This is a genomic window from Streptomyces sp. NPDC038200 (genome assembly GCF_055600785.1).
Genome location: NZ_JBVJYH010000026.1, coordinates 90156 through 110888, shown reverse-complemented (window position 1 = coordinate 110888; position 20733 = coordinate 90156). Strand labels below are relative to the sequence as shown.

Annotated in this window: 24 protein-coding genes; 13 read left to right on the top strand and 11 right to left on the bottom strand. The window is 73.0% G+C overall.

Annotated features, from left to right (window positions below; translation table 11 throughout):
* Positions 1 to 273: 273 nt before the first annotated feature.
* From ACZ7KF_RS36920 to ACZ7KF_RS36910, 3 genes are all read left to right on the top strand, one after another.
* A complete protein-coding gene (locus tag ACZ7KF_RS36920) occupies positions 274 to 1068 on the top strand; it encodes a LamG domain-containing protein (protein ID WP_471085420.1) in 795 nt (264 codons plus the stop codon).
* A 353-nt stretch (positions 1069 to 1421) separates the two neighbouring features.
* Complete coding sequence (locus ACZ7KF_RS36915) at positions 1422 to 2672, top strand: FAD-dependent oxidoreductase (protein ID WP_471085417.1); 1251 nt, start codon at positions 1422 to 1424, stop codon at positions 2670 to 2672.
* A gap of 160 nt (positions 2673 to 2832) precedes the next feature.
* Positions 2833 to 3537, top strand: coding sequence for a hypothetical protein (locus tag ACZ7KF_RS36910; RefSeq protein ID WP_471085414.1), 705 nt, complete (start codon positions 2833 to 2835; stop codon positions 3535 to 3537).
* Between the two features lie 4 nt (positions 3538 to 3541).
* On the opposite strand, the gene ACZ7KF_RS36905 is transcribed toward ACZ7KF_RS36910, so the two are convergent.
* From ACZ7KF_RS36905 to ACZ7KF_RS36885, 5 genes are all read right to left on the bottom strand, one after another.
* Entirely contained in the window at positions 3542 to 4021 is a 480-nt protein-coding gene (locus tag ACZ7KF_RS36905) for an MSMEG_6728 family protein (RefSeq protein ID WP_471085412.1), read from the bottom strand.
* Between the two features lie 154 nt (positions 4022 to 4175).
* Complete coding sequence (locus ACZ7KF_RS36900; RefSeq protein WP_471085409.1) at positions 4176 to 5057, bottom strand: SDR family oxidoreductase; 882 nt, start codon at positions 5055 to 5057, stop codon at positions 4176 to 4178.
* 30 nt (positions 5058 to 5087) lie between these two features.
* Positions 5088 to 5540 (bottom strand): hypothetical protein, encoded by a 453-nt coding sequence (locus ACZ7KF_RS36895; protein ID WP_471085406.1) that lies wholly within the window; start codon positions 5538 to 5540, stop codon positions 5088 to 5090.
* Positions 5541 to 5688: 148 nt separating this feature from the next.
* Positions 5689 to 7308, bottom strand: a complete 1620-nt coding sequence (locus tag ACZ7KF_RS36890) for a phytoene desaturase family protein (RefSeq protein ID WP_471085403.1) — start codon at positions 7306 to 7308, stop codon at positions 5689 to 5691.
* A complete protein-coding gene (locus ACZ7KF_RS36885; protein WP_471085400.1) occupies positions 7301 to 7795 on the bottom strand; it encodes an SRPBCC family protein in 495 nt (164 codons plus the stop codon). The genes ACZ7KF_RS36890 and ACZ7KF_RS36885 overlap by 8 nt, the downstream gene beginning before the upstream one ends.
* Before the next feature lie 306 nt (positions 7796 to 8101).
* Here ACZ7KF_RS36885 and ACZ7KF_RS36880 point away from each other — a divergent pair, with 306 nt between their 5' ends.
* The 3 genes from ACZ7KF_RS36880 to ACZ7KF_RS36870 all read left to right on the top strand — a co-directional run bounded on the left by ACZ7KF_RS36880 (position 8102) and on the right by ACZ7KF_RS36870 (position 11050).
* Positions 8102 to 8734: a PRC-barrel domain-containing protein gene (locus tag ACZ7KF_RS36880; RefSeq protein WP_471085397.1), complete on the top strand. Its 633-nt coding sequence runs from the start codon at positions 8102 to 8104 to the stop codon at positions 8732 to 8734.
* The gene (locus ACZ7KF_RS36875) at positions 8731 to 9162 is read left to right on the top strand and encodes a PRC-barrel domain-containing protein (protein ID WP_471085394.1); all 432 of its coding nucleotides are present in this window, start codon (positions 8731 to 8733) and stop codon (positions 9160 to 9162) included. The genes ACZ7KF_RS36880 and ACZ7KF_RS36875 overlap by 4 nt, the downstream gene beginning before the upstream one ends.
* A gap of 610 nt (positions 9163 to 9772) precedes the next feature.
* On the top strand, positions 9773 to 11050 hold the full coding sequence (locus ACZ7KF_RS36870; protein WP_471085391.1) for a hypothetical protein: 1278 nt from the start codon (positions 9773 to 9775) through the stop codon (positions 11048 to 11050).
* A gap of 111 nt (positions 11051 to 11161) precedes the next feature.
* On the opposite strand, the gene ykgO is transcribed toward ACZ7KF_RS36870, so the two are convergent.
* The 3 genes from ykgO to rpmG are packed head-to-tail and all read right to left on the bottom strand — an operon-like array spanning position 11162 to position 11789.
* Complete coding sequence (gene ykgO, locus ACZ7KF_RS36865; RefSeq protein ID WP_471085388.1) at positions 11162 to 11284, bottom strand: type B 50S ribosomal protein L36; 123 nt, start codon at positions 11282 to 11284, stop codon at positions 11162 to 11164.
* Between the two features lie 36 nt (positions 11285 to 11320).
* Entirely contained in the window at positions 11321 to 11581 is a 261-nt protein-coding gene (locus ACZ7KF_RS36860) for a type B 50S ribosomal protein L31 (RefSeq protein ID WP_471085383.1), read from the bottom strand.
* Positions 11582 to 11624: 43 nt separating this feature from the next.
* A complete protein-coding gene (gene rpmG, locus ACZ7KF_RS36855; RefSeq protein WP_471085380.1) occupies positions 11625 to 11789 on the bottom strand; it encodes a 50S ribosomal protein L33 in 165 nt (54 codons plus the stop codon).
* A 247-nt stretch (positions 11790 to 12036) separates the two neighbouring features.
* On the opposite strand from rpmG, the gene ACZ7KF_RS36850 reads away from it, so the two are divergent.
* The 5 genes from ACZ7KF_RS36850 (at position 12037) to ACZ7KF_RS36830 (ending at position 16027) form a co-directional block, all read left to right on the top strand.
* Positions 12037 to 13710: a PP2C family protein-serine/threonine phosphatase gene (locus ACZ7KF_RS36850; protein ID WP_471085377.1), complete on the top strand. Its 1674-nt coding sequence runs from the start codon at positions 12037 to 12039 to the stop codon at positions 13708 to 13710.
* Positions 13707 to 14804: a cobalamin B12-binding domain-containing protein gene (locus ACZ7KF_RS36845; RefSeq protein WP_471085374.1), complete on the top strand. Its 1098-nt coding sequence runs from the start codon at positions 13707 to 13709 to the stop codon at positions 14802 to 14804. Before ACZ7KF_RS36850 ends, ACZ7KF_RS36845 begins: the two co-directional genes overlap by 4 nt.
* A complete protein-coding gene (locus ACZ7KF_RS36840) occupies positions 14801 to 15172 on the top strand; it encodes an STAS domain-containing protein (RefSeq protein ID WP_471085371.1) in 372 nt (123 codons plus the stop codon). The genes ACZ7KF_RS36845 and ACZ7KF_RS36840 overlap by 4 nt, the downstream gene beginning before the upstream one ends.
* Positions 15173 to 15339: 167 nt before the next feature.
* Positions 15340 to 15699, top strand: coding sequence for an STAS domain-containing protein (locus ACZ7KF_RS36835; protein ID WP_471085368.1), 360 nt, complete (start codon positions 15340 to 15342; stop codon positions 15697 to 15699).
* 67 nt (positions 15700 to 15766) lie between these two features.
* On the top strand, positions 15767 to 16027 hold the full coding sequence (locus ACZ7KF_RS36830) for a GlsB/YeaQ/YmgE family stress response membrane protein (protein ID WP_471085365.1): 261 nt from the start codon (positions 15767 to 15769) through the stop codon (positions 16025 to 16027).
* A 128-nt stretch (positions 16028 to 16155) separates the two neighbouring features.
* Here ACZ7KF_RS36830 and ACZ7KF_RS36825 read toward each other — a convergent pair whose 3' ends face one another.
* Together ACZ7KF_RS36825 and ACZ7KF_RS36820 are read right to left on the bottom strand one after the other, a co-directional pair.
* Positions 16156 to 16641, bottom strand: a complete 486-nt coding sequence (locus ACZ7KF_RS36825) for an ATP-binding protein (RefSeq protein ID WP_471085435.1) — start codon at positions 16639 to 16641, stop codon at positions 16156 to 16158.
* A 438-nt stretch (positions 16642 to 17079) separates the two neighbouring features.
* Entirely contained in the window at positions 17080 to 17559 is a 480-nt protein-coding gene (locus tag ACZ7KF_RS36820) for a MarR family transcriptional regulator (RefSeq protein WP_471085362.1), read from the bottom strand.
* 136 nt (positions 17560 to 17695) lie between these two features.
* Here ACZ7KF_RS36820 and ACZ7KF_RS36815 point away from each other — a divergent pair, with 136 nt between their 5' ends.
* Entirely contained in the window at positions 17696 to 18856 is a 1161-nt protein-coding gene (locus ACZ7KF_RS36815) for a PP2C family protein-serine/threonine phosphatase (protein ID WP_471085359.1), read from the top strand.
* 24 nt (positions 18857 to 18880) lie between these two features.
* Here ACZ7KF_RS36815 and ACZ7KF_RS36810 read toward each other — a convergent pair whose 3' ends face one another.
* Positions 18881 to 19381 carry a MarR family winged helix-turn-helix transcriptional regulator gene (locus tag ACZ7KF_RS36810; protein ID WP_471085357.1) on the bottom strand — a complete coding sequence of 167 codons (501 nt, stop codon included), beginning with the start codon at positions 19379 to 19381 and terminating at the stop codon, positions 18881 to 18883.
* A 213-nt stretch (positions 19382 to 19594) separates the two neighbouring features.
* Here ACZ7KF_RS36810 and ACZ7KF_RS36805 point away from each other — a divergent pair, with 213 nt between their 5' ends.
* Entirely contained in the window at positions 19595 to 20695 is a 1101-nt protein-coding gene (locus tag ACZ7KF_RS36805) for an LmeA family phospholipid-binding protein (protein WP_471085354.1), read from the top strand.
* Positions 20696 to 20733 lie beyond the last annotated feature (38 nt).

The following is a 20733-nucleotide window of genomic DNA, read 5'->3' as shown; positions in this document are numbered from 1 at the left end:
GCCACCTCCGGCACGTCCGGCACGTCCGTGATCTGCTCGACAGTCTGCACGGTCGTCGTCGCCGTCATGGGTCCCTCCCGGTCGATCGGTCTGTCCTCCGCCGGCTCAGCAGCCGATGATCACGCGCGTACCCCGGCTCGGGCCGTGCATGCCTGCCTATTTCGGAGCCGCCGACCGGGGCACCCAGCCGGCATATTCACCCGGATGGAGCAATTCCGCCGCGTGGAGCGCGCCCGGATGCATCACCGGGCCCCCACCGGTGAGACATCGGACATGAACGAACCCGCATCGCGCGGCCCGCTGCCGGCCCCTCGCGACCCGCCCCCGCCCGACCTCGTCTTCGCCGCCGACTTCCGCTCCACCGCGCAGTGGGTCGCGGGGCGATCGTGGGCCTATCCGGGAGGCGGCCCGGTCAATCCGGGCGACGACAAACTGGACTACCTGGTACCCGACGCCGCGTACAGCCGCTCGGGCACGTTCCGGGCCGCCCGCCGACCGGACGGGAGGTGGAACACCGGCCTGCTGACCACCGAGGGCAGCGAGGAGGACTTCATGGTCCGGGCCGGGGACGTACTGGAGGCGCGGGTGCGCCTGCCCCGGGAGATCGGGGCCTGGCCGGCCATCTGGACCTGGCGCGACGGCGACCAGGAGATCGACGTCTTCGAATATCACGCGGACAACGAGGACCTCCTGGAGTTCACCAACCACGTGCACGGCGCGAACCGGTACCACCGTGACGACGCCGTGCGGCCAGGCGCCTGGGTGGACCTGCGCACCGAGTTCGGCACCCGCTCGGTGGTCTGGTGGCTCAACGGCGAGCGGGTGTTCTCGGACGGGCGGGGCGTGGGACGCGCGTGGCACGCCTACCTGATCGTCAACCTCTCCGTCTGCGCCGGGCGCTACCATCCACGGCCCGCCCCCGGGACGACCGAGATGAGCTTCGAGGTGAGCAGCCTGGTGGTACGGCGCCCGCACGCGGGCGGCTCCCCGCACACGGCGGTCGCCGCCCGCGGCTCCGGGGCGGAGCCCGCGGAAGGAGGCGGAGAGCAGGAGCCGGCGGACCCGTAGGTGTCCGGGGGCGGGCCCAGCGCCGTGGTGGTGTCCACGCGTCCGCCGACGGAACCGTCCCCGGCCCGCTCTCCGCCGACGGAACCCTCCTCGGCCCGCTCTCCGCCGACGGAACCCTCCTCGGCCCGCTCTCCGCCGGCGGAACCGTCCCCGGCCCACTCGTCGGGCAGCCCTCGTTGTCCCGAGCACGCCGGCGAACGCGCAGGGAGTCCCCGGAGTGGGCACCCGGCAGTGCCCCGAACAGCTGCTTTCCGGCCGTCATCCGGCCCTGTCCCGCATCCGGCGGCCGACGGGTGCGGGAAGGGTTGGGGAGCGTCCCGGCGTGGGGCGCGCGGCCGTCGAGGAGGACCGACGTGAGCAGCAGACGGGGCACGGACGAGTGCGACGTCGTCGTCGTGGGCGCCGGTCTGTCGGGACTGGCCTGTGCCCGGGACCTGTCGGCGAGAGGGCTGCGGGTCAGAGTGCTGGAGGCCGGGGACCGGGTCGGCGGCCGGATGCGGACCGACCGGGTGGAGGGCTGTGTGGTGGACCGGGGGTTCCAGGTCTTCAACACCGCCTACCCGCAGGTGCGCCGCCGCCTGCCGCTCCGGGAGCTGCGGCTGCGCCCCTTCACCCCCGGTTTCCTGGTGCACACCGGCCGGCGGCGGCTGCGGTTCGCCGATCCGACGCGGGCGCCCCGGCAGGCGCTGCGCGGGCTGGCCGGCGGGGTGGCCGGCCCGCGTGACCTCGCGGCGCTGGCCGCGCTCACCGGCCGGGACATGCTCGCCCCGGCCGCGCTGGTCCGGCGGTCACGGGACACGTCCACGCGGCGCGCGCTGTCCGCGGCGGGCTTCAGCGAAGGCTTCGTCGAACGCTTCTTCCGCCCGTTCCTGTCCGGAGTGTTCCTGGAGGAGGACCTGGCGACCTCCAGCCGGTTCTTCCACCTGGTCTGGCGGAGCATGGCGCGCGGCACGCTCTGCCTGCCCGCCGAGGGCGTGTCGGCCGTGCCGGAGCTGCTGGCGTCCGCGCTGCCCCCCGGCGTCCTCGCCCTGGAGTCGTCGGTGACGGCCCTCACGGACGACGGTGTCCTCATCGACGGCGGGCGCGAGGTGGCGGCACGGGCCGTGGTCGTGGCGTCGAGCCCCACCACCGCGGCCGGGTTGCTGCCCGGCCTCACCGTGCCGCAGTACCGCACGGTCACCACCTACTACCACCTCGCCCCCCGCTCTCCGCTGCGGGAGCCGACCCTGCTGACGGACGCGCGACGCCGTTTCGCGAACAGCTGTGTGCTGACCGAGGTGCATTCCGGTCACGCTCCCCGGGGGTACGCGCTGGTGGCCACCTCCGTACTGGACGCGGACACCGAGGGACGGGAGCGGACGGTGCGGGACGCCCTCGCCGAGTGCTACGCGACCGACACGGGAGGCTGGGAGCTGCTGACCGTGCGTACGGTCGCCGAGGCGCTGCCCGCGATGGAGCCGGGACTGCCGCTCAGCCGCCGCACCCGCCAGGCAGCGGGGCGGTACGTGTGCGGCGACCATCGGGCGACGGGTTCGGTGCAGGGGGCTCTGGCATCGGGGGCGCGGGCGGCCCGGGAGGTGGCGGCGGACCTGTCGGGAGCGTGACGGCCTGAGGGCAGGTCAGGGCGGCCGAGGCCGCCCGCCTGTGTCACGAGCACGCAACGACCCCGCTCCGGCGCAACCGCGGGTTGGCCGGAAATCGTTTGTGCCTGCGACAGTCACAGCCCACCACTGTCCCCTCACCGTCGATCAGACAGGATCCGCCATGGCCACGCCCCGCAAGTCCGACCGTCACAGACCCGGCACCGTCCTCCGTGCGACCGTGCTGGGCGCGTCCGCCGCCGTGTGGGCGCTGACGCTCACGGCCTGCGGCGGAGACGGTTCCCCCACGGCGTCGCCCGCCGGCGGGCACACCGCGACGGCACAGCAGGGCGGCAGCGGCAGCGGTACGAAGACCGGTACCCCGACGGCCGGGGCCGAGCCCGCCGATGCTCCCAGCACAGGCGCGGGCGCAGGCACGGGCAGTGTCGGGACGTCAGCTCCCGCGGCCCCCGCGGCCGGTTCCACGGCACCGGCCCCGGCCGAGCCGGCCGCCTCCGGCGCCACGGACGGCGGCAGCGGCTGTGACCACAAGATGCCCCTCTCGCCCGACGAGGTCGCGGTCTACCGCTACACGACGGAAGGTGGTTCCCTGAGCCTCATCGTGAAGCACGGCAACTGGGGTTGCGCACCCGCGGACTCCGACGGCGCGCCGTTCGAGACCACGGGCAAGGAGACGTACCTCCCCCTGGACCAGGCGGCCTACGTCACCGTCACCAACCCCGTCGTGGAAAGCACCGAGAACCAGCGCATCGGCGTGCAGGAGTTCCTCGACTGGCTCGAGGCGCACCCGAACAGCGGCCTGGTCTTCACCTATCACCTCGGTGCCGACGGGGCGATCGACAGCCTGGAGGAAGAGTTCACCCCCTGAGGGGTCACGCGGTGGGGGCTCCTTCCCGGTCGGAGGGCGGCCACACGTAGGGCAGATCGTCGGGGACGCCGGGGAACACCGGCGCGTAGGTGTCCCGGTCCTTGCGGACGAGCGCGGACTGATGGCTGCGATGGAAGGCCTCGTCACCGAGCCACGGCGGCAGTTCCCCGGCCGCGGCGAGTGCGGACTGGTCGCGCACGGAAGCGCCGGGCCGGGCGGCCGCGTATCCGGCGATCAGCGACGCGGCACAGCTGTCCTGGTGCCCCTGCTCCCGCCACACGCGGCAGATCTCCAGTCCGTAGCGGACCAGGGCCTCCTCGTATCCGCTCCACATGCGCACGGCCGGATGCCTGCGCCAGCCGTATCCCGGGACGGTCAGGCCACGCAGGACCTGGAGCGCCTCGACGCGCTGCTTGCCGAGGCGTCGGCGGTCGAGGAGCAGGCCGGAGCGCCGGAAGTCGGAGTCGGGCAGGAACGTCTGCATGGGCGCCGTCCTGGAGGGGGTCGGGAGGTGGGCCGGCTTCCGGGTGCTGGCCGGGCGCCGTGTCGTCGTGTTCCTGGTTCCTCCTTCGGGTTCTCGCTCCCCGGGGCGGTGCCTCTTGCCGCGGTGCTCCTGCTGTGTAGGTTCGCGCACCGGCTCACGGGGCTTGCCGGGTCGCCGCGTGGTCGGCCTCGCCTCCGGCGCCGAGCAGCCCGGTCGGTGTCAGTGAGGTCTCGGCCTCCAGGCGCGGCAGGTGCCGGCGGGACAGCCGCAGCACCAGCGGCGGCAGAACGGCCCGCACCGGCTGCACCAGCCGCAGCCAGGGCGGTGCGTACACGGCTGTGCGCCGGTGTTCCACGCCGCGCACGATCCGGGCGGCGACCTCCTGCGCGTCGTGCACCCGGCGGGCCGGTGGCGGCATGTGGCCGCGCAGTTCGCGCAGCACGGTGTACCGGTCGGCGTCGCGCACCATGTCGGTGTCGGTCCAGTTCAGGTAGGCGATGCCCACGGCGACACCGTGCCCGGCCACCTCGGCGCGCAGCACGTGGGTGAAGGCTTCCACGCCCGCCTTGGAGGCGCAGTAGGCGCTCATCAGCGGCGCGGCGCCCAGCGAGGCGAGCGAGGCGATCTGCAGGTAGTAGCCGGCCGTGGACCGCAGGTCCGGAAGGAAGACCCGGGCCGTCTGGGCGCTGCCGGTGAGGTTGACGTCGATGACCCGGCGCCAGTCGGCCGGGTCCGTGTCGGTCAGCCTGCCTCCCTCCGCGATGCCGGCGTTGGCGATGACGACGGAGGGGGCACCGAGCCGGTGGCGTACCTCGCGCGCGGCCCGCTCCAGGGCCGGCAGATCGGTCACGTCCGCCCCGACGGCCAGTGCGGGCGTAGGCAGCCGTGCGGCCAGCTCCTCCAGTCGCTCCCGCTCGTGACCGAGCAGTGCCACGTTGGCTCCCCGCCGGGCGACCTCACCGGTGAGGGCGGCACCCACGCCGCGTGCGGCACCCGTCACCACGACGGTCCGGTTCCTCAGGGGGCTGCTTCGCACGGGCTTCGCCTTTCCTTCTCGGGGCGCCGGTCAGGCCCCGGTGGTCCCTGGACGCGCCGTGTGGTCGGGGTGTCCGGGGGTGCGGCGGGCCTCCTTCATCTCCGCCTCGTACAGATGGTCCCGACCCTGGGCGAGTTCGGTCACCGCGCTGCGCTCCAGCTCCAGGAAGGGCCGGTAGTAGGTGTCGTTGTAGGCCTCGACGATCTGGAACGTCCAGTGACCGGGGATCACGTTGCGGCCCAGGATCTCGGCCTCGACCTTCTCCGCCCACTCGGGATGCCCGGCTTCGCGCAGCAGCCGTACCGCCCGGTCCAGTTCGAGGTCGGCCCCGCCGGTGAGCTGGTGGAAGCTGTACAGATGGCCGCGGGCGCGCTCCGTGGTCTCCAGCGCCTTCGACAGTGCTCCGAGAGCCTCGACGGTCCGGTCGTCGACGCCCTCGGGGCGGCGGTGCCGGCGGTCGGGCCCCTCTCGGTTCTCGTTCATGCGCACTCCCTGGATGCTGTGGCCGGATGCCTGGTGTTTCTCGCTTCCTCCTCTCCCCGACGACCGGATGCGCCACCGGCTCCGCGGGTGACCGGACGCGCCGCCGGCTTTCCCGGGTGACCGGACGCGCCGCCGGCCGGGTGTCCGGTCAGCGTCTGCGTCCGGTCCGGTCCCGGCGGGCGAGGAGGCGCTGGGCCCCGGCGAGGCCGGGTGCCCGGTGGGCCCGCAATGCGGCTCGTGCGGCGTTGGCGCCGGGGGCTCCGTGCACCCCACCGCCGGGATGGGCTCCGGCGGAGGCCAGGAAGAGACCCGGGACGGGGGTCTCCGGACGCCCGGTGCCGGGCAGGGGGCGGAAGAAGAGCTGCTGGTGGAGGGCGGCCGTGCCGCCGTTGATGGCGCCGTCCGCGAGGTTGGCGTCGAGTGCCTGGAGCGTGGGCGGCGTGAGTACGCGCCGGGCGCGGACGAGGGAGCGGAACCCGGGGGCGAAGCGCTCCACCTGCCGTTCCACGCGGTCCGCCATGCGCTCGGCGTCCGCCGGTCCCCAGTCGCCGGTGATCCCCTCCTCGCCGGCGTCCGCCCGGATGTCGCGCGGGACGTGTGTGTACGCCCAGGCGGACTCGGTGCCTACGGGGGACCGCGAGGGGTCCGCCAGGGTCATCTGCCCGAAGAGGGCGAAAGGCCGGTCGGGCACCTGGTGCATGGCGATCTGCGCCGCGAAGCGGGTGAGTTCGTCCATGCCGTCGGCCAGGTGCACGGTGCCGGCCCGGCCGGCCTGCTCGGCGCGCCACGGCACCGGGCCGTCGAGGGCCCAGTCCACCTTGAAGGTGGCGAAGTCCCACTGGAATCGCCGCAGGTCCTCCAGCAACTGCGCGGGCAGGTGCTCGGGGCCGACGAGGTCCCGGTAGAGGACGGGCACGCCCACGTCGGCCAGTACGGCTCTGCGCGCGGTCACCGCCTCACCGGCGCGGGTACGCACCCCCACGGCACGACTGTCGCGGATGGTGACGCGCTCCACCCGTTGTCCGCAGCGGATCTCTCCGCCGTGTGCGCGCAGGCGCCGGACCAGCGCCTCGGTCAGGGCGCCGGAACCGCCGACCGGCACGGGGAAACCGTACGTCTGCCCCAGCATCGCCATCAGCCAGCCGAAGCCGCCGCTGCCCGCCGATTCGGGGGCCAGATCGGCGTGCAGAGCGCTGCCGGCCAGCAGCAGCCGGCCGCCCTCACCGCGGAACTCCTCCTCCCCCAGCCGGCGCACCGGAAGGGAGAGCGATCGGGCGACGCGCAGGCCCCCCGCCGCCCGCAGGGTCCACAGCAGCCGCGCCGATGCCCGGACCGGGGGGAAGGGGGTGAACAGGGCGTTCAGCAGGTCCGGGCGCAGCGACTGCCAGAGGGCGAACAGGCGCCGCCAGGCCGCCCCGTCGCCGGCGGCGAACGACTCGGCGGACGCGGCCGTCGTGTCGATCCGCCGGTCCAGCACGGCACACCGGCCGTCGCCGAGGGGATGCGCGAGCACCTGCGGCGCGTGGCTCCAGCGCAGCCCGTGGTCCTCCAGGCGGAGCGTGGAGAGGATCGGGGATGCCGCGGCCAGCGGGTAGAAGGAGCTGAAGAGATCGTTGACGAAGTCGGGATGCACGCCCCGGTCATGACGGACCGCGCCGCCCGGCTCCGGCTGTTCCTCGAGCACCTGGACGCTCCATCCGGCGTCCGCCAGCAGGTTCGCGGCCACCAGCCCGTTGGGGCCCGCCCCGATCACCACGGCGTCAGGCACGGCCGGTCCCCTCCGCGGCACGTGCCTCCGGCGCGGGCGTCTCCCGGGGTCCGTTCCCGGCGTCGTCGCAGCAGCGGGCGAGCCGGGCGAGCATGGAGCGGTGGCGCACTTGGATCAGCGCCTCCACAGCGGCGTTGTGCAGCAGGCCGCCGGCTCCCTGCAGCGGGTGTTCGTCCACGAGGACCAGGCAGTGTTCACCCCACTCCCGCAGTTCGATCGAGAAACGCGCCGTACCGAGGAACCCGGCCATGATCTCCAGTTCCAGGAGAGATCCCTCCCGGCAGTACCGGACGACGGTCTCGTTGGCGAGCCGGAGCGGGCCCAGCGGGATCTCGTACGCGATGGACGCGCCCTTCTGCGGCCAGGAGCCCTGTTTCGGCCGGGAGACACCGGTGCCGACCACCCAGTCGGCGTACCGGTGACCGTCCGCCAGTACCTGCCACACCGTGGCGGGATCGGCCTTGATCAGACGATGACGAACTGCCATGCACGCCTCCGGATCGCGAACTGGCCAGCGGCGTCTCCGGGTGCCCCGCGAGAGGGCGCCCCAACCGTCTCGCCGCCTCAGGCGTGTGCCGGCGGCCCTGCGGGCAACCGGAGGTCAGAGAAACGCCGGGACGGGGCGGGCACGCCCCTGGAGGAGGTCTGCGATGGTGTGGTGGGGCTGGGTGGTCTTGGTGGTCGCGGCGGTCGGACTGACCGTCGCGGCGACACTGTCGGTCCAGGCCAAACGCCGTGCCGGGACGGTGATCGCGGTGCGCGGAGGCCGCAGGTCCGGCCGAGGAGGTTCCAGGTGATCACCCTGATGCTCGCTTCGGACCTGGCGGGGCGGGAGGTCGTGACCCTCGGCGGCGACGCGGTGGCGCGGGTCAAGGACACCGTCTTCGACGCGGCGGCCGGCCGGATCACCGGCTTCACCCTCAGTGGCCGGGGACTGCTCGCGGGACCGCTGAAGCAGAGCCTGCCCTTCTCCGCGGTACACGCTCTGGGACCCTCCGCCGTGATGATCCCGAGTTCGGCCGTCCTCGACGACCGGGACGTGGTCCTGGGCTCCGGCGCGGCCGGCGGCGGCGCGGTGATCGGCGCACCGGTGATCACCGATCAGGGCACGGAGATCGGCACCGTGCACGATGTGGTCGTCGAGGCCGGTACCGCCGGGCACGTCATCGGCTTCGAGATCGCCGCGCACGACAACTTCGACGCCCGACGGCGCAAGGTGTTCGTCCCGCGCGGACAGACACTGTCCGTCTCCGACGAGGCCCTGGTCGTCCCCGCGCAGGCACGCCACTTCGTCGCCGACGATCTGCCCAGCTTCGGTGCCCAGGTGGAAGCCTTCCGGGCGGGCGCCCGACTGCCGGACGCGGACAGCCCCCTGAGCGTGCCGCGCGCGGACATCCCTGCAAGCGGCGAAGGAGACCGCTCATGATGCTCTTCACTCAGACCCGGGGGTTGCCCGTGATCACCGCCGAGGAGGCGGCGACCCTGGGCACGGTGGACGACCTGACCATCGATGCCCGGACCAGGAGCATCGCCTGTCTGCGCCTGTCGGGAGCGCCGAAGGACCGTGCGGTCGTCGGCTGGGGCGCGGTGGAGGCGGTGGGGCACGACGCCGTGATCGTGCGCTCGCGGGTCGCCGCCGAGTCCGGGCCGGGCGAGGTGCCGGAGCACCGCGACGCGGTCGGGAGCCGCGTCCTGACCGAGCACGGCGTGGAACACGGCACCGTCAAGGACGTCGGCTACGACCCGGGGTCGGGCAGGATCCTGACCCTCTACACGGCCCTCGGGGACATCGCGGGGGACGATCTCATCGGCCTCGGCTCCTACGCCGTGGTCGTCCGCGCCGAACGGGACTGATCCCTCGCGCGACTCCCGCACCGGGCCGGCTGCGCGCGAGGTGCGGGATTCACCCGGACGGGTCCGTGTGCGGGGGCGCGCGCCGGGCAGCCGCCGTCGTACCGGAGCCGGTTCCTCCTCCCGCGCTCCGGACGGTGGGTGCCGCGGCCGACACCCGAGCAAGCCACGGCACCCACCAGGCACCCACCGGAGCGGAACGCGACTCTGGGGCCCCGCCGGAGCGGACCATGGCCCGGTGCCTGCCGGAGCGGAACGCGACGTGCCTTCCGTCCGGGGCGGCGGGTGAGCGGAGCCGGCAGCGCACTCTCCTCGGCGGCCGGTTCCGGAATTCCCCCGGGCCGGTGGTGACGGGCGCGGGGCCGACTCGTTTGACCGACGGAACGATCAGCCTTTTTGTCCCGTCAGCCCTGAGAGTCACATGATCATGCCGAAGCGTCGGTCGCCGCTCTCCGGCCACGGCGCAGCCCGGTCGACAGCGGTCGCCGACGTCGGGTCGTCCGAGGAACACACACGCACCCCGGACTCCGGGCCCCCGCCCTCGCCCGCCCCCCGCCCGTCCCGTGGCCGCCCCTCGGGCCCGCCGCTGCAGCGCAGGCGGCGGGTGTGGGCCGTGACGGCGCCCCTGGCCCTGGTCGCCGCCCTCGGCGCGCTTCTTCTGACGGTTCCGGCCGAGGGCGGGCAGCGGAGCGAGGCCCCGCACCCGGCGGCCGGACCCCACGCGGAGCACCTGCGCCGGGCCCGTGCCGACGCGTGGACGCACACCGCACGCCTCGGTCTCGCCGTCTGGCCGGCGCGCGGCCGGCGCACCGGCGACACGGGGCTGCTCGCCCGCGCGCTGCGTGCCTGGACCGACCCGGCGTGGCGGGGCCGCCGGTCGGCGGAGCCGGGGGCACCGGCGAGGGGCCCGGGGGCCTCGTTTCGGCTGTTGTTCGCGGACGACGTCGACGGACGCGCGGTGGTCGTGCTGCAGGACGGGGTGCGCACGGTGCGCTACGGCGAGCCCCTGCACGGCGGAACACCGGAGCTGGACACAGCCCTCACCGAGGACGCGGACGTGACGACCGCAGCCGTCGTCGTGGCTCGTTCCCGCCGGTCCGTACGGCTGCTGCTGGCCCCGTGGATCACCGACGCCGCCGTCCGTGACCTGCGGGCACCGGCAACGCGGCCGCATGCCGTCACGCGCGACGGCAACGGCGTCACCGAGCCGGTCGCGGTGACCGTGGGCGGCGGGCCGTGTCGCGGTGTGCCGGTCGTACAGGTGCGCGTCTCGCCCCGGATCGCCGGGGACCACGCCCTCCTGCTCGCCGATCTGGGCGGACTGGTACCGGCCCGTCTGACGTCCGTACCCGCCACGCGGCCGGCGGTCCGGGCACGACCGCCGCGTGCGGTGACGGGCGTGGCGGACGTGCGTGACTGGGCGGCCTCGGCCTGTCGTCTGGCCGGGCTGCGCGGAAAAGGCGTACGGGGTGTCAACCACTGGGTGTTCGCCACGCAGACGCTGCCCGAGCGGTCCGGTACCGCGACCTGGGTCTGCGCCCGCGCCGACACCTGGCGGGGCACGGGCGACGTGGAGTACCTCGTCGTCGGCACGGGCGGCACCCGCGCGCGAGTCGTGGGACGCGGCCGCGACACGGCGCAGTGCAGCCGTTCCGGGCAGAACGTGCTGGCGCACACCGAGTGGCGTGCTCCCTCGGGCACCGCGTACCTGCTGGCCGCGGGGAGCCGGACGGTGACGCGTCTGGAGGTGACCGCGCCGGCGCGGAGCACCGTCGACGGCCGGCTCCTGGCGATCACGGCTCCGCGCGGCCGGCCCGTCGAGGTGACGGGCCGGCTGCCCGACGGGACGAGAATCGACTCTCCGCTCAGCCCTGACGGGCCGGGAAGCTGAGGTTCCCTCTCAATCCTGACGGGCCTCTGAGCGGGGCCTCCTGTTCAGCCCTGACGGGCCTCGAAGCGGGGCCCCCTGTCAGCCTTGACGGGCCTCGAAGCGGGGCCCCCTTCAGCCCTGACGGGCCTTGAAGCGGGGATCCCTCTTGTTGATCACGTAGGTCACTCCCCGTCGGCGCACCACCTGGGCGCCGGGGCGGGACTTCAGTGCCCGCAGGGACTTACGCACCTTCATGTCCGACTCCTCCTTCCGTCCTGCGTACCGGTCTCTTCAGCCGCGTGCGGGCGCGGTCCGGCCGTAGCGCCGTTCGAAGCGCTCGACGCGGCCCTCGGTGTCCAGCACGCGGGAGGTGCCGGTGTAGAAGGGGTGGCTCGCCGAGGAGATCTCGACGTCGATCACCGGGTAGGCGTTGCCGTCCTCCCACTGGACCGTCCGGTCCGAACCGGCGGTGGAGCGGGTCAGGAACGCGGTGCCCGCGGCCCGGTCGCGGAAGACGACGGGGCGGGACACGGGGTGGATACCAGGCCTCATGGGTTGTCCTTCCTGGGCTGTCCTGGGAACGGGGCGGACGCGGTCAGCGTTCCTCTCGGAAGGGGACGTGCTGTCCGGCCACCGGGTCGTACTTGCGCAGGACCAGCCGGTCGGGGTCGTTGAGTCGGTTCTTGCGCGTCACATAGGTGACGCCGGTCCCGGCCGTCGACTTCAGCCTGACGACGGGACGCACGGTGCTGCGTGCCATGGGGCCCTCCTTGTCCAGGACCGACACCACTGGTTGATCAGTGCATGTCAGTCACAGGGGCTACAACGGCGCCACCCCCCAGGACATTCCCGGCCGGGCACTCCATCGTGTGACCGTGACCACACGGTTTCCCGACAACTCTGGGTAGCGGCTTGCGTCGCACGGCTCGATGCGGGACTGTTGCCGGAAGACATCTGTTGTCCGTAGCAGAGAGGTGGTGGGGCGCGTCCGAGGCGCGTCCCCGCGTGTGTTCGGTACCAGCGGCTCGCCCGTAGATCCTCGCAACGCCGCGGTCAGCGTCGGCGCTGCCTGGGCTCATGCCCCGTACCCGGTGATCGTCGCGGACCGGGACGGTGACCTGGTCGAACTCAACTCCGCTGCACGGCTGTTGTGGTCGCAGGCGGTCCGAGGCGACTCGCTCCGGGACACCGTGCCGACCTGGCTGGCCGAGGCCCACGGCAGGTTCGCCGACGGCGTTCCCGACGGCACCGGAGAGGCCTCCGGCGCCGTCGCCGACCGCTTCTTCGAGGCTCACCCCACCTCCACGGACGACGGTGACGTGGTGTGGTGGCTCATCGACGACACCGACCGACGGCTGGCGGAGGCGGCCCTGGCCGGCGCCCGGCAGCGCTCCGCCCTCCTGGCCGACGTCTCCAGCCAGTTGCTGTCGACGCTGAACGTGACCCGGTGCATGGAGGCCACGGCACGCATGGCCACCGACCACCTCGCCGAGGCAGCGCTGCTCGTCGCTCCGCCGCAGGGCCGCCGGCACCAGCTGACGTACGCCTACCGCGGCGGGCCGGTGAGCCGGGTGACCGCGCCCGTGGACGTGCACGCCGTCCCCGGACTGGCCGAGGCCCTCCAGGGATTCCCGCCCGTGCCGGCGCGCTGGATCAACCCCGCGGCCCTGCCCAGCTGGGTGCGCCCGGCGGACTTCACCGAACCCGTCGGCTCCGTCATCGTCGCCCCGCTCCCCGGACACGGCGTGCCCGCCGGTGCGCTGATCCTCCTCCGGTCCAGCCGGGAGCAGGCGTTCAGCGGCGACGAGGAACTCTTCGCCCGGCTCTTCGCCGCCCGGGCCGGGGCCGCCCTGTCGGCCGCCCGGCTGTACACCGAACAGGCCTCCATCACCGCCACGCTGATGCGGGAACTGCTGCCGCCCCAGCTGGAGAGCGTGCACGGAGTGGAGTACGCGGGGGCCTACCGCCCGGCGCGGGACAACGAACGGATCGGCGGGGACTTCTACGACGTCCACCCCGGCACCGGTCCCGCCGAGGAGACGCTCGTGGTCCTCGGGGACGTGGCCGGCAAGGGCCTGGACGCGGCGGTCCTGACCGGCAAGATCCGCAACACGCTGCAGGCGCTGCTGCCGCTGGCCACCGACCACGAACGCACCCTGACCCTGCTCAACTGCGCGCTGCTCTCCTCCCACCACACCCGCTTCGCCACCCTCGTACTGGCCTCCGTCCGCCGCCTCGGCAGCAAGGTGGAGCTGCGGCTGAGCAGCGCGGGACACCTCGCCCCACTGATCGTCCGCAGCGACGGCACCGTCGAGGAGACCGCCACCCGCGGATCCCTCATCGGCGCCCTGCCGAAGGTCACCTCCGCCACCGCCCATGTGACGCTGCGGCCCGGGGAGACCTGCCTGCTGTACACCGACGGTGTCACCGAGGCCCGTGGCGGCCCGCTGGGTGACGAACTCTTCGGCGACCACCGGCTCAAGCGGATCCTCGCCGAGTGCGCGGGCATGCCTGCCGAGGCCATCGTCGAGCGGATCCAGATGCTGACCGCCCAGTGGGTGGGATCGGGCAGCCACGACGATGTCGCCACCGTCGCCATCAGCGCGCCCCGGGCCACGGATCTGACGGTGGTGGGTGGTCAGGGCCGAGCCGGCAGCACGACGTACAGGAGGAATGGGTGAGCGCTCCCCCGGCGATTCGTACCGACGCCTTGGTGGACGAGTTGTGGCAGGCCGTGACCGACGGCGACGAGTACACGGCCGTCGACGTCGTCCGCCGCGCCCGCGCCGACGGGACGGACGAGGAGACGCTGCTGCTCGACGTGATCGCCACGGTGCAGCACAGGGTCGGCGCGGAGTGGGTCGCCGACCGCCTGACCGTGGCCCAGGAACACGCCGCGACCGCCATCAACGAACGCGTGATCACCGCCCTCGTGCACGACCGGCCGCCCGCCGATGCCGCGGACCGCGTGCCCAAGGGTCGCGTCACCGTCAGCTGCGTCGACGGGGAGTGGCACGCCCTCCCCGCCCGCCTGGTCGCCGAGGTACTGCGGCTGCGGGGCTGGCGCGTGGACTTCCTCGGCGCCCAGACGCCCACCCCCCACCTGGTCTCCCACCTGCACAGCACCGGTTCCGAGGCGGTGCTGCTGTCCGGTTCGCTCCCCCCGCACCTGCCCACCGCGCACGCCGCCATCACCGCGTGCCAGGCCGTCGGCGTCCCCGTCATGGCGGGTGGTCGCGCCTTCGGCCCGGACGGCCGCTACGCCCACGCGCTGGGCGCCGACCGCTGGGCGCCCGACGCCCGTGGCGCGGCGGCCCTGCTGGAGGAGAAGCCGGCCCAGCCTCGTCCGGCGGCGGCCCGACAGGTCATGGACGACCTGCCGCATCTGACCGACCAGGAGTACACGTTCGTCGCCCAGTCCCGCGGGCGCCTCGTCCGGCAGACCCTGACCAGCATGGAGAATCGATTCGCCGCGCTGCGCGCCTACAGCGACACGCAGCGCGAGCGGACCGCGGAGGATATCGCCCACATCGTCGACTTCCTGGCCACCGCCCTGTACGTCGACGACGCGGACCTCTTCACCACGTTCCTGCGCTGGACCGCCGACGTCCTGGAGGCGCGCGGGGTGCCCGCGCAGTCGGTGGTCACCGCACTCGGTGTGCTCGGCGAGCATCTGCGGGAATTCCCGCGCTCCCTGCGCCTGATCGACGCCGGCACCGCCGCCCTGGCCGACCGTCCCCGCCACCCCGCCCCCTGCCCCCACACAGAAGCATGACCGACCTGCCACCACCCGCCCTGCGCCTCACCGTCACCCACGGAGCCCTCGGGCTGACCGTCGACGTGTCCGGCGACCTCGACCTCGACACCGGCGACCACCTGGTCGAGACGGTCACCGAGCACCTGGCCCGGCATCCCGAAGCACCGGCCGTCCGCCTGGACTTCGGCGAGCTGTCCTGGATCGACTCGGCGGGTCTCTCGGCGTTGCTGATGGTCCATCGCCGTGCCTGCACCGCCGGCTGCGCGCTGTTCCTGGACCGCCGTCCCGCCCTCCTGGAACGCCTCCTGCTCCAGACCGGCACCCTCGATCACCTCACCGCCCGGCCGGACCAGGACGAGGACGCCACCGGCGCGAACGCGACCTGAGCCGCGGCCCGGACCGGCCGGCACGAGGAGGCCGGAACCGGTACATGGCCCCGCGTCAGGAATACTTGTCCAGAGGCAACTTATGGCCCGGACGGGGTAGGAGAACCGCGCGAGGCGAGGCGGCACGGCGCCGCGTGGCCATGGACCGAGGGCACGAGGACGAAGGAATGCAGTGGGAAAGCAGGGCTACCGTGAAGGTGACCTGCCATGACCGAGTCTTCGAGATCACCGTGCGCGGCGAGGTCGACTACGAGGAGAACGACCTGCTGCAGGCCGCCTGGGCCGAGATGGAGGAAGCGGCGCTCCCCGTGACCGTGGTGGACCTCTCCCAGGTGACGTTCGCCGACAGCGGGCTGCTCAACGCCCTTCTCGACTCCCGGCGCCGCCACCGGGCGGCCGACCGCGAGCTGATCCTGCTCGGCCCCTTGCACCCGACGGTCGAGCGGCTCTTCACGCTCACGGGCACCTTGGAGCACTTCACCGTCACCGATTCCCGTGCCCGGGCCATGCGCGCGGGCGAGACCTGAGGCGTACGACGGGCGAGCGCGGGCATCCGCGAGATGCACGCACGTTCGGTGAAAGGAAGGAGAGGCCGTGTCGTTCCTCTGGGCCATCATCGCGGGACTTGTCATCGGCCTGTTGGCCAAGCTCGTCATCCCCGGACGTCAGCCCATCCCGCTGTGGCTGACGGTCCTTCTCGGAATCGTCGGCGGTATCGCGGGCAACGCGCTCGCCTCCGCCTTCGGTGTGCGGGACACGGGAGGCATCGACTGGATCCGGCACGTCCTCCAGATCGGTGTGGCGGCGGTCCTGATCGCCTTCGTCAGCCCGCTGTGGGCCCGACGGCATGCCTGATCCCCGTGCGTCCGGCCCCGTCGGCCTCGGCCGACGGGGCCGGAGCCGTGCACGGCGGACGCTCCGGGGAACCCGCCACAGGGATATCGCTTTTCTCCCCCACCGGAGGAATGGCCGCTAGCCGCTCGTCACAGCCGGCGAAGACGGCCGGTGACGGTCCCGTCCGGGTCGTCGGCCAGGGCGATACGGGCGATGATGCGCTTGCCCACCGGTTCCCGCCGCACCTCGAAACCCTGGACGATCGCCATCACGATCTCCAGCCCGTGCTGTCCGACCCGGCCCGGGTCGGCGGCCCGCGCCACCGGTAGCGCCGGATCGCTGTCCCACACGGCCACCTCGACCAGTCCGCCGACGACCCGCAGTTCCATCAGCACCGGACCCGGCGCGTACTTGCGGGCGTTGGTGACCAGTTCGCTGACGACCAGGCGGGTCAGCTCCATCGCCCGCTCCGACACCGGCAGCCCGTACTCGCTCTGTACCCGGGCGAGGAAGACCGCCGCGTGCTGCCGGGCCTCGGCGATGCACGGGCCCTGTCCGTCGAGTGGAACGATCTCCTGGATCGGCTCCGAGCCGGTCACACCCTCACCGCCAGGCCCTGACGTCACCGGCTCCATTCGCGTGCCCCCGTTCATGTGCCACGCATACCCGCCGACAGGCAGGACATGCCGGGGCCGTTGAGGCGATTGCGGCGCCCTCTCGGTGCCACGTCCTCGCGTCAGCGCACGGTGACGACCGCGTCCGTGTTCCGCCGGATCACGCGCGGCGTGTGAAGCCCTCCTGACACCGTCCACACGGCGCCTCCACAAAACGGCGCTCGCGGTGTCGGGGTGCAGGCGGTCTCGGGGTATCAGGACTTACGTGGCGCCAGAACGCCATGTATGCGCAAATCCGCAGGCAGTTGCCGTTTGACAACTATAGCCACGAGACAACAAAGTAACCGTGTCGGTCGGACGTGGGGAAGGATCTGTGATGTTCCGGTGGACGCAGGCCGCTGCGTGTCCCGGCCGCTCGCACCCGAGAGTGCCGACGGCCCGGGCGCCGCGCTCTGCGCCTCAGGCTGTCCGGCTGTCGGCGTCGTCCTCGTGTATCTGTGTGGACGCCGCGGCGCAGAACGCCTCCAGCCCCTCCAGCAGCGCGGCCCGCTTGGCGGCCGGCATCAGCGTCAGGACTTCCTGCAGCTCCCTCTCCCTGCGGGCACGCAGGTCGTCGAGGAAGGCGCGCCCTCGGCTGCTCAGGTACAGCCGCACCTCGCGCCGGTCGGCGGGACTGACCACCCGGTCCACGAAGCCGGCGGCCTGCAACCGGTCGCACAGCCTGCTGGTGGACGGCGGGGTGGAGGCGAGGGAGTCGGCGAGGGTCCGCAGGTTGATGCCCTCGTGGTGCTCCAGGATCAGCAGCACGCGCAACTGGGACGCGGAGGCAGGCGCGGTGGAGGCGCGGCCCCAGAGCACTTCCAGCAGCTCACCGGCCGTCGAGGTCACACGGGCGACCTCGTCGGGCCGGGGCACGTTTCGGAAGGCAGTCACAGTCACACTCTCGCAGGCTCTGGGACGGTTGCCAGCCTACTAGGGGTGCGAGCCGACGAGAGATGTCCTGCACGACAGACGCGGACGAACCAAGCGTCGCCATGCGGCCGGGATCCGACTAAGGATGGGTGTTTCCTTCATCGTGAACAGATTCGTGACCGCCGAACGCGCCCTGCGTACGGCGGCACCGCACCAGTTGCCCGACGCCGTGCGCCGCGTGCTCACCGAGCACTACGCGGCCACGACCGTCGAGCTGTTCATGGTCGACTACGGCCTGGCGGTGCTCCAGCCGGTTTCCGCGCCGCCGGACTCCCCCGAGCCGCTGCCCGTCCACGGCAGCACGGCCGGCCGTGCCTTCGGCTCGCAGGAGCCGTTCGCCGAGCCCGAGCGGGACGGCCTGGTCCGCGTCCATCTCCCCGTGACCGTACGGGGCGACCGGCTCGGCGTGCTGACGGTGACCCTGCCGGGCGACGAGCTCGCCGGGGACGGGCTGACGGAGCTGTCCGAGATCGCCGAAGTACTCGGCCACGAGGTGGTCGTCGCCGATCGGGACACCGATCTGTACCTGCGGGCGCGGCGCAAGGACCGGCTCACCCTGGCCGCCGAGATGCAGTGGCAGCTGCTGCCCGGCTGCTCGCGCACCGGCCCGGAGTACGAGCTGGGCGCACAGCTCGAACCCGCCTACGCGATCTTCGGTGACAACTTCGACTGGTCCGCGACCGCGGACCACCTCATGCTGTACGTCACCAACGGGATGGGCGAGGGGATAGAGGCCTCTCTGCTGACCAATCTGGCGATCAACGCCCTGCGCAACGCCCGCCGGGCGGGCCTGTCCCTCGCGGACCAGGCGGCCCTGGCCGACCAGGCGGTCTATGCGCACTACCGGGGCCGGTCCTATCTCTCGGTACTGATGTTTGATTTCGAACTCGCCACCGGGCGGGTGACGGTCGTGGACGCCGGGTCTCCGCAGATGCTGCGGCTGCGCGGCGGCGCCGTGGAACGGGTCCCGTTCGACGCCCAGCTGCCGCTCGGCATGTTCGAGGAGACCGACTACGTGGCCCAGGAGTTCCGGGTCGAGCCCGGCGACCGGCTGGTCTTCGTCAGCGACGGTGTGTACGCGGTCGCCGACTCCCAGGGCGAGGCGTACGGGGACGTCGCTCTCGCGCGGGCGATCCAGTCCACCCGGCTGCTGCCCGCCGCCGAGGTTCCGCGCGCCATCCTGCGGGAACTGACCGGCCACCGCGGCCGGCCCGTCCCGGACGACGACGCACTCGTGGTGTGCATGGACTGGCGCGGACGCTGACGGGCGGCGCGCGACCCGGATCCGTCACTCCGGGTGCGGGCCCGGCTCCGGAGCGGTCTCGCCCAGGGAGGCCAGCATCGCCCGCAGGCCCTGACGCAACGCCGCCCGGTCCTCCGGCTCCATTCCCTCCAGTACCGCGGCGAGGGCCCGCGCCCTGCGCCGGGCCACGTCGCCGAGGACACGCCGCGCTTGCGTCGTGAGGTTCAGCTGCACCTCACGACGCTTGTGCGGATGCAGTACACGCTCCAGCAGGCCGGCCGCCTCCAGCCGGTCGCACAACCGGCTGGCCGTGGGCAGCCCGATATCCAGTCGCTCCGCGAGGGCCGTGAGATTCAGGCCGGGCGCCGACTCCAGCGCCCGCAGCGCCCGCAGTTGATGCAGCGACAGCCGCAACTCCGCGCCCTGCGCCGCCAACGACCACAGGGCCGTCAGACTCTCCACGGCATCGACCAGATCCCGCGCGGCGACCTCCGTACCTTCACCCACACTCGCCCGGTCCCCACCGGGACCGCCGTGACGGGTCACGAGAACATCGCTTTCCGTAATGCCCGGGCCATGAAGACGCCCCTCTCACCTCCCGCTGGTACCCGATCGGCCCAACCGCAAGCAGGTCAGGCGGTCTCAACCCGGCACAACCCGCAGATCGGAGGCGGGGCTTGCGCACCTGGCAGGATTATGTGATCAAATCTACCGATGCGTACCCCCCACATACAGACGCATCAACCCTCCCAGTCCGACGTGTCTTCCCCCGAGCGGGTTCCCCCCGCCGCGCCGGAGAGGTCTCCCGGCCACCGGCGGCGCGGTCGCCGACGCAACCGCGCCACCGGACTGCCCACTCTGGTCAAGCTGCTGGTCTGGGTGCTCACCGTCGCCTGCCTCCTCACCCTCGCCGACCGGTGGGCGTTGCTCTACGCCGAACGCCAGGCCTCCGAGCGGCTCCAGGACCAGCTGCGGCTCACCGCCGCCCCCGAAGTACGGATCGGCGGCTTCCCCTTTCTCACACAACTGGCCGCGCGGCGCCTGGACTCGGTCCAGGTGACCGTTCCGGACGTGCCGGCCAGCAGGGTCACCCTCACCAAGGTGAGCGCCGCCGCACACGGAATCAGCATCCACGGCGACGCGCCCACCGCTGTGCGCGGCGCGCTCGTGCAGCGGGTGCACGGGCAGGTCCTGCTGTCCTTCGCCGACATGAACCGCGAACTGGGCGCGTCGGAGGTGAACTTCACCGCCCGAGGGCCGGGCCGGGTCCAGGCGCGGGGCGCGTTGCGCGTCGCGGGGCACGACGTGCGGGTGCGCGCCGACGCGCGTGTCCGGCGCGCCGGGCAGCGGGGCATCGCCGCCTCCGTGGAGGGGATGCGACTGGACATCGGCGATCTCGCGACGTACCGGCCCGGCACCGGGCCCACCGAAGGTCTGCACCTGACCCCGGCATCGGCACGCCGGCTCACCCGGGAGGCGGGGAAGATCAAGGCCCTGCTGGGCGTTCCGGAGATCGCGCACCGCCTGGGCGTGCCCGGTGGCGCGGTACGTGCCGCGCTGCGCGACGAGGACAGGCTGCACCGGCTCACCGGTGCGCCGCGCTTCCTGCGGGATCTGACCCGTGTGAACCTCGCGGACGCGGCGCTCGCCCATCCGAGGCTCATGCAGCGGCTGGGCCTCGACCTGTCCCTCCTCACCGCCCTGACCAAGCTCACCCGTCCCCGGATCGCCGACCGTTTCGCCTTCTCCTTCCAGCTCCCGAAGCCGCCCTCGGGAGATCTCCGGCTGCGCCGGGTGACGGTGGGCAGGGACGGCATCCACGCCGACGTCAGCGGGACCGGTCTCCTCCTGGGACGCTGAGACGGCCGTACCACCGGGCGCCGGCGGCCACCGCAGCG

Excerpts from the sequence above, each read along its gene's own strand:
- ACZ7KF_RS36860 (WP_471085383.1), bottom strand. The coding sequence starts at position 11,581 with ATGAGGCCTGGTATCCACCCCGTGTCCCGCCCCGTCGTCTTCCGCGAC.
- ykgO (WP_471085388.1), bottom strand. The coding sequence starts at position 11,284 with ATGAAGGTGCGTAAGTCCCTGCGGGCACTGAAGTCCCGCCCCGGCGCC.
- ACZ7KF_RS36825 (WP_471085435.1), bottom strand. The coding sequence starts at position 16,641 with ATGGAGCCGGTGACGTCAGGGCCTGGCGGTGAGGGTGTGACCGGCTCG.
- rpmG (WP_471085380.1), bottom strand. The coding sequence starts at position 11,789 with ATGGCACGCAGCACCGTGCGTCCCGTCGTCAGGCTGAAGTCGACGGCC.
- ACZ7KF_RS36920 (WP_471085420.1), top strand. The coding sequence starts at position 274 with ATGAACGAACCCGCATCGCGCGGCCCGCTGCCGGCCCCTCGCGACCCG.
- ACZ7KF_RS36835 (WP_471085368.1), top strand. The coding sequence starts at position 15,340 with ATGCAGTGGGAAAGCAGGGCTACCGTGAAGGTGACCTGCCATGACCGA.
- ACZ7KF_RS36895 (WP_471085406.1), bottom strand. The coding sequence starts at position 5,540 with ATGAACGAGAACCGAGAGGGGCCCGACCGCCGGCACCGCCGCCCCGAG.
- ACZ7KF_RS36910 (WP_471085414.1), top strand. The coding sequence starts at position 2,833 with ATGGCCACGCCCCGCAAGTCCGACCGTCACAGACCCGGCACCGTCCTC.
- ACZ7KF_RS36840 (WP_471085371.1), top strand. The coding sequence starts at position 14,801 with ATGACCGACCTGCCACCACCCGCCCTGCGCCTCACCGTCACCCACGGA.
- ACZ7KF_RS36875 (WP_471085394.1), top strand. The coding sequence starts at position 8,731 with ATGATGCTCTTCACTCAGACCCGGGGGTTGCCCGTGATCACCGCCGAG.
- ACZ7KF_RS36905 (WP_471085412.1), bottom strand. The coding sequence starts at position 4,021 with ATGCAGACGTTCCTGCCCGACTCCGACTTCCGGCGCTCCGGCCTGCTC.
- ACZ7KF_RS36885 (WP_471085400.1), bottom strand. The coding sequence starts at position 7,795 with ATGGCAGTTCGTCATCGTCTGATCAAGGCCGATCCCGCCACGGTGTGG.